Consider the following 11,167-nt stretch of genomic DNA (forward strand, 5'->3'; position numbering starts at 1 on the left):
GAGCGCTGCTGTCATGACGCTACTCTCCGTGCTCGATCAGACGCCCGTGATCGACGGGCACTCGGTGGCCGATGCGATCGCCGCAACGGTCGAACTCGCGCAACTCGCCGACGATCTTGGCTACACGCGCTACTGGTGCGCCGAGCACCACGGCCTGCGCGGCGTATCAAACCCTAGCCCTGAAGTGATGCTCGCGCGCCTCGGCAGCGTGACGAAACGGATTCGCCTCGGCTCCGGTGGCGTGATGCTGCCGTACTACAGTCCGTTCAAGATCGCCGAGCAGTTTTTGATGCTCGAGGCACTGTTTCCGAATCGCATCGATCTCGGCGTCGGCCGCGCGCCGGGCGGCGATATGCGCACCGCGCAGGCGGTCGCGGCCGGCGCGTATAACCGCGGCGATATTTTTCCGCAGCAGGTCGCCGACCTCGTCGGCTTGATGAACGGCACGCTGCCGTCGGATCACCTCGCGTACGGCGTGCTGCTGCAGCCGCAAATCGACACGCGTCCGCAATTGTGGATGCTCGGTTCGAGCGACTTCGGCGGGATGCTCGCCGCGCAACTCGGCATCCGCTTTTCATTCGCGCATTTCATCAATGCGCACTTCGGCCATGCCGTCGCGCAGGCGTATCGCGAGCGCTTTCAGGCGGGCCATGAAACGAAGCCTTATCTCGCTGCCGCCGTCTTCGTGATTTGCGCCGATACCGAGCGCGAAGCCGCCGACCTCGAGAAAGCCGTCGATCTGCGCCGCGTGCAAATGGCCTATGGGCTGAACGCGCCGATTCCGTCGATTGCGCAGGGTCTCGCGCAAGAGTACGGCGCACGCGAACAACTGATTATCGATCGCGAGAAGCCGCGCAGCATTATCGGCACGCCGGAAACGGTAACCGAGCGCTTGCATGCGCTGCAGGAACAATTCGATGCCGACGAACTGATCGTGCTGACCGTTGCCGGCAGTTATCAGGCCCGCTTGCGTTCGTATGAACTGCTTGCAAAGGCGTTCGAGCTGGGTCGCTGATCGGCTCGGATCCGGCGGCGCTCCTTCGCTCTCGCACCCCAACCCCAAACCCGAAGAACAGAACCCTGACCTGCATGAAACTCGACCTGAAGATTCTCGATGCGCGCATGCGCGACTATCTGCCCGCCTACGCCACGCCGGGCAGCGCAGGCCTCGACCTGCGCGCCTGCCTCGATGAACCGTTGACGCTCGAGCCCGGCGCCACGGCACTCGTGCCGACCGGCCTCGCCGTGCATGTCGGCGACCCCGGCTACGCGGCGCTGATCCTGCCGCGTTCGGGTCTCGGCCATAAACACGGCATCGTGCTCGGCAACCTCGTCGGCCTGATCGACTCGGATTACCAGGGCCAGCTGATGATCTCGACGTGGAACCGCGGGCAGACCACGTTCACGCTGAATCCGATGGAGCGGCTCGCGCAGCTCGTGATCGTGCCGGTCGTGCAGGCGCAGTTCAATATCGTCGATGAATTTGCCGCGAGCGAGCGCGGTGAGGGCGGGTTTGGCAGCACGGGCAAGCACTGAAGCGTGACTTGACGCGATGTGATGTGACGCGTCGCCACGCCACGCGAAAGCGTTGACGCTTCATTCGACGTCGCCATAACGTAAGGCAAAAAAAGCGCGGGCCAATTGGCCCGCGCTTTTTTCCTGAGGACGACAGACGGCTTAGTCTACTTCCACCGCTTCCGGATTCGGATTGCGCGGCGGCAGCGACTGCTCGTCGAAGGTCAGCTGCACCTTATCTTCCTGATCGACATCGACCGTCACACGGCCGCCGTTCATCAGCTTGCCGAACAGCAGTTCGTCGGCCAGCGCGCGGCGGATCGTATCCTGAATCAGGCGCTGCATCGGACGCGCACCCATCAGCGGATCGAAACCGTGCTTCGCGAGATGCTTGCGCAGGTTGTCGGTGAAGAGCGCATCGACCTTCTTCTCGTGCAGCTGGTCTTCGAGCTGCATGAGGAACTTGTCGACCACGCGCATGATGATTTCTTCATCGAGCGAGCGGAAGCTGATCGTCGAGTCGAGACGGTTGCGGAACTCCGGCGTGAACATGCGCTTGATGTCGGCCATCTCGTCGCCGGTTTCGCGGCGATTCGTAAAGCCCATCGACGACTTCTGCATCGCCTCGGCGCCCGCGTTCGTCGTCATGATGATGATCACGTTGCGGAAGTCCGCCTTGCGACCGTTGTTGTCGGTCAGCGTGCCGTGGTCCATCACCTGCAGCAGCACGTTGAAGATGTCCGGATGCGCCTTCTCGATTTCGTCGAGCAGCAGCACGCAGTGCGGCTTCTTCGTCACGGCTTCCGTCAGCAGGCCACCCTGGTCGAAACCGACATATCCCGGCGGCGCGCCGATCAGACGGCTCACCGCGTGACGCTCCATATACTCCGACATATCGAAGCGGATCAGCTCGATACCGAGCGTGAACGCGAGCTGCCGCGCCACTTCGGTCTTGCCGACGCCGGTCGGGCCCGAGAACAGGAACGCGCCGATCGGCTTGTCGGTCTTGCCGAGGCCCGCGCGCGCCATCTTGATCGACGCCGACAGCGCATCGATAGCCGGATCCTGGCCAAACACGACCGCTTTCAGGTCACGATCCAAAGTTTGCAGCTTGCTGCGATCGTCCTGCGACACGCTTTGCGCCGGGACACGTGCGATCTTCGAGATGATTTCCTCGATCTCGTTCTTGCCGATCGTGCGCTTCTGCTTCGACTTCGGCAGGATGCGTTGCGCCGCGCCCGCTTCGTCGATCACGTCGATCGCCTTGTCCGGCAGATGACGATCCGTAATGAAGCGTGCCGACAGCTCAGCCGCGGCCGACAGCGCACCCGACGAGTACTTCACGCCGTGGTGCTCTTCGAAGCGCGACTTCAGACCACGCAGAATCGCCACCGTCTGCTCGACCGTCGGTTCCGTGACGTCGATCTTCTGGAAGCGGCGCGACAGCGCTGCGTCTTTCTCGAAGATGCCGCGGAATTCGGTGAACGTCGTCGCGCCGATGCACTTGAGCGTGCCCGACGACAACGCCGGCTTCAGCAGGTTCGACGCGTCGAGCGTGCCGCCCGATGCGGCACCCGCGCCGATCAGCGTATGAATTTCGTCGATGAACAGAATGGCGTGCGGGCGCTCTTTCAGTTCCTTCAGCACCGTCTTCAGACGCTGCTCGAAGTCGCCGCGATACTTCGTGCCGGCGAGCAGCGCACCCATATCGAGCGAATACACCTGTGCGTCCGCCAGAATATCGGGCACTTCGCCGCGCATGATGCGCCATGCAAGGCCTTCCGCGATCGCGGTCTTGCCGACACCGGCCTCGCCCACCAGCAGCGGATTGTTCTTGCGCCGGCGGCACAGCACCTGCACCACGCGCTCGACTTCCGCTTCGCGTCCGATCAGCGGATCGATGCGGCCGTCCTTCGCCATCTGGTTCAGATTCTGCGTGAACTGCGCGAGCGGGGTTTCCTTCTGCGCAGCGGCTTCGTCCGATTCGGTGTTCGAATCGCTCGCCTTCGCCGCGTCCGTGCTATTCGTCTTCGCGATGCCATGCGAGATGAAATTCACCACGTCGAGGCGCGTGACGCCCTGCTGCTGCAGGTAGTACACCGCGTGCGAGTCCTTCTCGCCGAAGATCGCGACAAGCACGTTCGCGCCCGTCACTTCCTTCTTGCCGTTCGACGTGGACTGCACGTGCATGATCGCGCGCTGGATCACACGCTGGAAACCTAGCGTGGGCTGCGTGTCGACGTCGTCCGTGCCTGGCACGGTCGGCGTGTTGTCATGAATGAAGTTGCGCAGGTTCTGACGCAGGTCTTCGATGTTGGCCGCGCAAGCGCGCAGCACTTCGGCAGCTGTCGGGTTGTCCAACAGCGCCAGCAAAAGATGTTCGACCGTGATGAACTCATGCCGCGCCTGGCGTGCTTCCATAAACGCCATGTGCAGGCTGACTTCCAGTTCCTGGGCAATCATGCTTCCTCCATCACACACTGCAGCGGATGCCCGGCCTGCCGTGCGTGGGTAACGACTTGCTCGACTTTGGTCGACGCGATGTCCCGCGTGTAGACCCCACAAACTCCCCTGCCTTCGCGATGCACCTTTAGCATTATCTGCGTAGCGGTCTCACGATCTTTATTGAAATATTCCTGCACGACCATCACGACGAATTCCATCGGCGTGAAGTCGTCATTCAACAGCACTACCTTGTACATGGCCGGCGGTTTCAGCTTTTGTTCCTGCCGCTCCAGTACCGTGTTGTCCTGCTTGTCCGGGATAATCGCCATACACCCATTCTAAACAACTCGGACAGGCCCGCAATCCTGTCAAAACCCAACCGGCCGACCAGCCGGCCACTGCCGGCGATCACGTCGGCCGCGGCCCGCGGGCGTTGGCCCGTCGCGCTTGCGCAATGCGCGGGGCCGATCGCGGAACCAGCCCTCCGGTATGTCCTCATTCGTTCCAGTTCGCGGCGCAAGGCCGCTGTCCGAAACGAGTATCGCACAACCTGCGCCAGCGGACGTTAAGCTCGCCGTACATGCAGACACTCCCGGCGCGAAGCGTGCTGCGATGCTTCGCCATAGGCGGCATGTGAGTCGATTATGCGACTTTTCAAGATGGCCCGCTTGGGTGACCGCACATAAGAAAAGAAGGAAAAACCCTGGAAATTGGTTCTTTACAACGGCGCACATAGCGTCTCAAAATTTTCTTGACACTCGAATAAAGAGACTCAACAATCAAGCTGGCACTTTTTTCAATGTGCGGTCTATAGAAAAAATGCCGTTGGTGAGCTTGTGAGGAGGGACGGCTGCATTCCGCGGTCGTTGGGCTTTTCGAGGGCTCGTGTGATTGAGATACAGGGGAAGTTGGTATGGCAACCGGTACGGTCAAATGGTTCAATGACGCGAAAGGTTTCGGATTCATTACGCCCGACGAAGGCGGTGAGGATCTGTTTGCACACTTTTCGGCTATCCAGATGAACGGGTTCAAGACCCTCAAGGAAGGCCAGAAGGTGAGCTTCGAGGTCGTGCAAGGCCCCAAAGGCAAACAGGCATCGAACATCCAGGCTGCAGCCTGAATCTGTTCGATTCCCGTACCCTTTAAAGAACCCGGCTTCATGCCGGGTTCCTCATTTATAAAGCATGGCGGCTTTTGAAACACGTCACGTTTCAAAGCCCAGTTATTGAGACCCGGCCTTGCGCCGGGTTTTTTCTTGTTTGTTTTTATCCGCCATTATCGGCGCGCCATTGAGCGCCGCCGTCTAGACGACTTTCAGTGTCGCCATCATTCCAAGATCTTCGTGTTCGAGAATATGGCAGTGAAACATCCGCTCTCCCGGCATTCTCTGCACGGTGGCAATGCGCACTGTTTCGCCCGGCTGAACATTCACTGTGTCGCGCCATGCGAGATACGGCTCCGGCGTTCTTTTCCCGTTTCGCTGCCGGTCAATAATTTGAAATTGCGTGCCGTGCAGATGGAACGGATGGTCCATATCGGTACGATTTTCAATCGACCAGTGCTCGACCTCGCCGCTGCGGCTCGTTAGCGCAATGCGCGATGCATCGAATGTCTCGCCGTTGATGAGAAATTTCATCCCGGCCGGCATCTCGTGCATCGTCGCTCCCGGGCGATGCATCGCTGCCATATCCATTTCTTCGGAAAAGACGACGGATTTTTGCGGCGCCGTGGCGCCCGCCGGCGGAGCCAGCGCTTCAATCGTACGAAGCGGCGAAGGAAGCGGATGCGGCGCCGGCTGGGCCGCGGCGCCCGCGCCCGAGCCGCCGGCGGAGGCCGGCGCGAAACGCACGTCGGCAAGCGCGCGCGCCGGATCGGGCGGCAGGCCGCCCGGGCCCATCGCCATTTTGCGGCGGTCGTAGACGGCAGCCGTCAACGCCGTCTGCGACGGCCATTGGCCCGCGCGCACGATCAGCTCGGCGCGCTCGCCAGGTGCGAGCAGCAGTTCGGTCAGGCCGTCGCGCGCGTCGCCGAGCAGGCCGCCGTCGGTGCCAACCTGCGCGAACGGGTAATTGACGCCGAGCGACAGCCTCAAATAGCGCGCATTGCATGCATTCCAGACGCGCCATCGCTCGTCGCGCGCCACCACGATGCGCGGCCGCCGCGCGCCATTGACGAGCACGAACTGACCCTCTCGGCCGTTCATCCAGTCCATCATGTCGTTTGGCGCGATCGAGCCGTCGGCGGCGAGCTTGAGGTCGGTCAGAAACAGATAGCGCTCGGGCAGCGCGGCAAGCGGGTCGTCGGCTGCGCGCACGACGATCGGCCCGGCAAGGCCGCGGTACACCTGCCCCGCCGACAACATATGCGGATGCGGGTGATACCAGTACGTGCCGGCGCTGCCGCGCGGCAACGTAAACCGATAGACGCGCGATTCGCCCGGCGCGACCGGATCGGACGGATTGCCGTCCTGATCGGGCGGCACCGGCAAGCCGTGCCAGTGCACGGTCGACGGCTGCGGCAGACGGTTCACGAAGCGGATTTCGACGGTGTCTTCTTCGTGCACTTCGATCAGCGGACCCGCGACCGGACCTTGCGCCGCATCGCCGTACAGCCAGAACTGCGTCTGTTTGCCCGGCATCAGTTGCCGGCGTACCGGCTGCGCGACGAGCGTCGCGCGAAACGTGCCGGGATCGCTGCTTTCGTTGGCGAGGCGGCGCAGCGTCGCGAGCGGCGCGCCCGATGGCAACGCATCCGGCGATGCAAGCGCGACGCCCGCGTCGCTCGCGCCTGCCGCGTGCGACGTCATGCCACGCATGCCGGCCATATCGTGCATTCCGTGCATGTCGCCCATGCCTTCCATGTCCGACATGTCGGACATGCCGCTCATGTCATGCATATCGTGCCCGGCATGCTGCGCGAACGCGCTGCGCACGCCTAACGACCCCACTGCGGACGCAACGGCCGCGCTGAGCGCGCGAGCTAGAAATTCCCTGCGAATCATCGGTTGTTTCCCTGGTTCACACCGGCATACTGCGTCTCGCGTCACGCAAGTGACAGCACAATGACGATGCGCAACAACGTATTTATTTCCCGCAAATCGGACGATCAGGCGTTCATTCGCGGCGAGCGGCAAGCATAACGCAGCCGGTTTATTCGCGCGCCCGAGCCAGGACGCATGGTGCGAAATGGATGCGCACGCAACGAAAACGAAAAAAGCGCATTCGCCGGCCCTGCGTACATTAAAAAACCCCGGCGATCGCAAACACGACCCACCGGGGTTTGACCGTTCGCGTCAGGCCTCGTGCAACCGTGCTTCGAGGCCCGAACCAGCGATCACATATTCTCGATCATCACCTGACCGAAGCCAGAACACGACACTTGCGTCGCGCCTTCCATCAGACGCGCGAAGTCGTACGTCACGCGCTTCTGCAGGATCGATTTCTCCATCGACGAAATGATCACGTCAGCGGCTTCGGTCCAGCCGAGGTGACGCAGCATCATTTCGGCCGAGAGGATTTCCGAGCCCGGATTCACATAGTCCTTGCCCGCGTACTTCGGCGCGGTGCCATGCGTCGCTTCGAACATCGCAACCGAATCCGACATGTTCGCGCCCGGCGCGATGCCGATACCGCCGACTTGCGCGGCAAGCGCGTCCGACACGTAGTCGCCATTCAGGTTCAGCGTCGCGATCACGTCGTATTCGGCCGGACGCAGCAGGATCTGCTGCAGGAACGCGTCGGCGATCACGTCCTTCACGACGATCTCGTTGCCCGACTTCGGGTTCTTGATCTTCATCCACGGGCCGCCGTCCACCAGTTCAGCGCCGAATTCCTTCTGCGCGAGCGCATAGCCGTAGTCACGGAACGCGCCCTCGGTGAACTTCATGATGTTGCCCTTATGCACGAGCGTGACCGAACGACGGTCGTTGTCGATCGCGTACTGGATCGCCTTGCGCACAAGACGCTCGGTGCCTTCCTTCGACACCGGCTTCACGCCAATCGCCGAGGTATCCGGGAAGCGGATTTTCTTCACGCCCATTTCGTCGCGCAGGAATTTGATGACCTTCTTCGCCTGCTCCGATTCCGCGGCCCATTCGATGCCCGCGTAGATGTCTTCCGAGTTCTCGCGGAAGATCACCATGTTGGTTTTCTCCGGCTCGCGCACCGGCGACGGCACGCCCTTGAAGTACTGCACGGGGCGCAGACACACGTACAGGTCCAGTTCCTGGCGCAGCGCGACGTTCAGCGAGCGGATGCCGCCGCCGACCGGCGTCGTCAGCGGGCCCTTGATCGACACCACGTATTCCTTGACCACGGCAAGCGTTTCTTCCGGCAGCCACACATCGGGCCCGTACACCTTGGTCGCCTTCTCGCCGGCAAAAACTTCCATCCAGTGGATTTTTTTCTTGCCGCCGTACGCCTTCTCGACCGCCGCATCGACGACCTTGATCATCACCGGCGTGATATCGACACCGGTACCGTCGCCTTCGATATACGGAATGATCGGCTGGTCGGAAACGTTGAGCGAGAAATTCGCATTGACGGTGATCTTGTCACCGCCCGTCGGAACCTTGATGTGCTGATACGCCATGATCGGACTCCAGTAATGGATGGCTGTGCCGGGGAAACCAGATTGGGGACCTGCGAAACTGGGCGCTCCTCTTTACGCGCATGCCTGACGCCCGTGAGCGTCCAGGCCGTTTATTCTAGCCCACCGACCACGGCTGGAAGGCGAAGGGCATCGGCCGGCAGGCTGAAGCCAGGCTGACAAACGAGGCTGACAAACGAGGCTGACAGGCTGACGGGCCGACAAACGGGACTGACCAGCGAGACTGGACAAGCGCGATGTCTTAAGTCTTATATAAGACATAAGACTGAGCACGTCGTATTATGCATTAATATCCCGCCATTTACCACGGGTCGCGGTCCGCGATCCACGGTCCGTGCATACGGCCCGGCGCGACGCGTTCCCGCGCATTCGCGCGCTTACCTCGCCACAAATGCCGCGACTCACCATTCAACACCACGCCCACCGATTCTACGCATGACGCTGCTCGCCCTGAACAAGCCCTACGGTACGATCTGCCAGTTCTCGCCGCACGACACGCGCGCGTCGCTCGCGGACTGGGTGCGCGTGCCCGGCGTCTATCCGGCGGGCCGGCTCGATTCCGACAGCGAAGGCTTGCTGCTGCTCACCGACGACGGCGCGCTGCAAACACGCATCGCCGAGCCGCGTCACAAACTTGTCAAACGCTACTGGGCGCAAGTCGAAGGCACGCCGCGCGACGCGGACCTGAAAGCGCTCGCACGCGGCGTCGATCTCGGCGACTATATGACGCGCCCCTGCCGCGCCGAATTCGTCGAGCCGCCCGCCACGCTGTGGCCGCGCAATCCGCCGATCCGCTATCGCGCGGCCATTCCGACCACGTGGATCGAACTGTCGATCACCGAAGGCAAGAACCGGCAAGTGCGCCGAATGACGGCCGCAGTCGGGTACCCGACCTTGCGTCTTGTGCGCGTCGGCATCGGCGCGCTCGATATCTTCGCGCTCGGCCTTGAACCTGGCGACTCCACCGAACTGCCCGCGCGCGCGCCATGGGACGGGGTCGCCTAGATGGGCGCGCCGAGACGCGGTCACCTGGATCCAGCCGCATAGAACGGTCGCCTCAGCGGCATCGCTCAAACCTCCACCGCAAAAAATTCACAAGCTTTCGCAGCACCTTTCGTCAACCGCGCGCCGACATCACGCGTTACACGACCCAGATGCCGCGAGCTATCCGGCATTCAGCCTCGCGAGCCGTTCGCACCGCCCGGCACATCGCTGCCCGCGTCGCGCGCGTCTCGCAAGCTCGCAACCGGCTCGTGAAAATTTCCGCGGAAATTTGATGACCCGGCTGTCAACCGAAAGGTGGATGGCACGTTGAACGACATGACTCGACCCACGGGTCATCTGGTTAATTAACTAAAGCTGAGGATTTCACAAAATGAACAAGCTCATCGCCGCTCTGGTCGCTGGCCTCTTCGCAACGGCTGCTTTCGCACAAGCTTCGGCTCCGGCTGCTGACGCAATGGCGCCGGCTTCGTCGGCTCACAAGGCAGCGAAGAAGCACACCAAGCACGCTTCGAAGAAGAAGGCTGCTCCGGCAGCTGCTGCTTCGGCTGCTTCGGAATAAGTTCGAAGAAATAACGCAGTCAAGAACAAGCAGCACCTGCCGTTCTTACGGCGTTGAAAGGCAGATCGCCGCAAGGCCGTCTGCCTTTTTCTTTTTCGACGCGCTCGCGTAACATCGCGGTTCATCTTTGGAGAAGGAGCACCGTCGTGCGATTCAACCCGCGCTCGCTATGGGCGAATTTTGCGGCGCGCCTCGCGCTTGCCGTTGCGTTGTCGGTCGTCGCGTTGTCGTTTGCCGCCCTGCCGGCGCGCGACGCGTTTGCGCAAATTCCGCCCGGCGCGAAACAGCCCGGCGACTTCCCGCGCGTGAAGCTGACGGCCGGCATGTTCGTGATCGACGCCGCCGTGGCCGCGAACGATCCGGACCGCGAGCAAGGTCTCATGTATCGCACCGAGCTGAAGCCGAACGAAGGCATGCTGTTCGTGTTCAACGAGAACGCGGTGCACTGCTTCTGGATGAAGAACACGCTGATCCCGCTGTCGATCGCGTTTATCCGCGCCGACGGCACGATCACCGATATCGACGAGATGCAGGCGGAAACCGAGAACAACCATTGCCCGCGCAACAACGGCGTCTACGCGCTCGAAATGAGCAAGGGCTGGTTCGCGTCGAAGGGCATCAAGCCCGGCATGAAGCTTCAGGGATTGCCGCAGCCGCAGTAACCCGGGTTGTTGCAACAGACACAGCCAACGCGCGCCGCGCCGCGCCGCGCCGAGCCGGCGCGCGGCCAATGCACCTAATGCGGCTAATGCCGCAAATGACGGTCATGTGACCAACGCGGTCGCATGTTGCTCAATCCGCCGCACACCAGCCACGGCATAAAGCCGGTTCGCACACGCGCGTGCGAACCGGCTTTTTCGCTTCCGCATGCTTCCCCATGAACATCGCCGCAACGCGATGCCACGGAATCCGCGCGATGCGCCGCGCGCCCCTCCCGCTTGCCGCAACGCGGAAGATTCAAGCAAAAGGGGACCCGACACGCTATCCTTATAGTCTCTGCCAGTCGCGCCGCAGCCGACCGGGCGGGTTAGGTCA

Annotated in this window: 10 protein-coding genes; 6 read left to right on the plus strand and 4 right to left on the minus strand. The window is 62.0% G+C overall.

Translation table 11 applies throughout. The features are described 5' to 3' along the window. Window positions 1-13: 13 nt before the first annotated feature. Together KZJ38_RS19610 and dut are read left to right on the plus strand one after the other, a co-directional pair. A complete protein-coding gene (locus tag KZJ38_RS19610; RefSeq protein WP_219797822.1) occupies window positions 14-1,015 on the plus strand; it encodes an LLM class flavin-dependent oxidoreductase in 1,002 nt (333 codons plus the stop codon). Between the two features lie 74 nt (window positions 1,016-1,089). Beyond that, window positions 1,090-1,536, plus strand: a complete 447-nt coding sequence (gene dut / locus KZJ38_RS19615) for a dUTP diphosphatase (RefSeq protein WP_219797823.1) — start codon at window positions 1,090-1,092, stop codon at window positions 1,534-1,536. A gap of 141 nt (window positions 1,537-1,677) precedes the next feature. On the opposite strand, the gene clpA is transcribed toward dut, so the two are convergent. Continuing rightward, entirely contained in the window at window positions 1,678-3,978 is a 2,301-nt protein-coding gene (gene clpA / locus KZJ38_RS19620) for an ATP-dependent Clp protease ATP-binding subunit ClpA (protein ID WP_219797824.1), read from the minus strand. Next, the gene (gene clpS / locus KZJ38_RS19625; protein WP_175113634.1) at window positions 3,975-4,289 is read right to left on the minus strand and encodes an ATP-dependent Clp protease adapter ClpS; all 315 of its coding nucleotides are present in this window, start codon (window positions 4,287-4,289) and stop codon (window positions 3,975-3,977) included. Before clpS ends, clpA begins: the two co-directional genes overlap by 4 nt. A gap of 584 nt (window positions 4,290-4,873) precedes the next feature. Here clpS and cspD point away from each other — a divergent pair. Next, window positions 4,874-5,080: a cold shock domain-containing protein CspD gene (gene cspD / locus KZJ38_RS19630; RefSeq protein WP_017776809.1), complete on the plus strand. Its 207-nt coding sequence runs from the start codon at window positions 4,874-4,876 to the stop codon at window positions 5,078-5,080. Window positions 5,081-5,263: 183 nt separating this feature from the next. Here cspD and KZJ38_RS19635 read toward each other — a convergent pair whose 3' ends face one another. Together KZJ38_RS19635 and icd are read right to left on the minus strand one after the other, a co-directional pair. Then, window positions 5,264-6,961, minus strand: coding sequence for a multicopper oxidase family protein (locus KZJ38_RS19635; protein ID WP_219797825.1), 1,698 nt, complete (start codon window positions 6,959-6,961; stop codon window positions 5,264-5,266). A gap of 332 nt (window positions 6,962-7,293) precedes the next feature. Continuing rightward, a complete protein-coding gene (gene icd / locus KZJ38_RS19640) occupies window positions 7,294-8,550 on the minus strand; it encodes an NADP-dependent isocitrate dehydrogenase (RefSeq protein WP_219797826.1) in 1,257 nt (418 codons plus the stop codon). A 453-nt stretch (window positions 8,551-9,003) separates the two neighbouring features. Between icd and KZJ38_RS19645 the strand changes: the two genes are divergently transcribed. The 3 genes from KZJ38_RS19645 (at window position 9,004) to KZJ38_RS19650 (ending at window position 10,794) form a co-directional block, all read left to right on the plus strand. Beyond that, window positions 9,004-9,573, plus strand: a complete 570-nt coding sequence (locus KZJ38_RS19645) for a pseudouridine synthase (protein ID WP_219797827.1) — start codon at window positions 9,004-9,006, stop codon at window positions 9,571-9,573. Window positions 9,574-9,943: 370 nt separating this feature from the next. Further along, window positions 9,944-10,132 (plus strand): hypothetical protein, encoded by a 189-nt coding sequence (locus KZJ38_RS36665; protein WP_246641560.1) that lies wholly within the window; start codon window positions 9,944-9,946, stop codon window positions 10,130-10,132. Between the two features lie 146 nt (window positions 10,133-10,278). Beyond that, on the plus strand, window positions 10,279-10,794 hold the full coding sequence (locus tag KZJ38_RS19650; RefSeq protein WP_219797828.1) for a DUF192 domain-containing protein: 516 nt from the start codon (window positions 10,279-10,281) through the stop codon (window positions 10,792-10,794). The last annotated feature ends 373 nt before the right edge of the window (window positions 10,795-11,167 follow it).

This window comes from Paraburkholderia edwinii (assembly GCF_019428685.1).
GTDB classification, from domain to species: domain Bacteria; phylum Pseudomonadota; class Gammaproteobacteria; order Burkholderiales; family Burkholderiaceae; genus Paraburkholderia; species Paraburkholderia edwinii.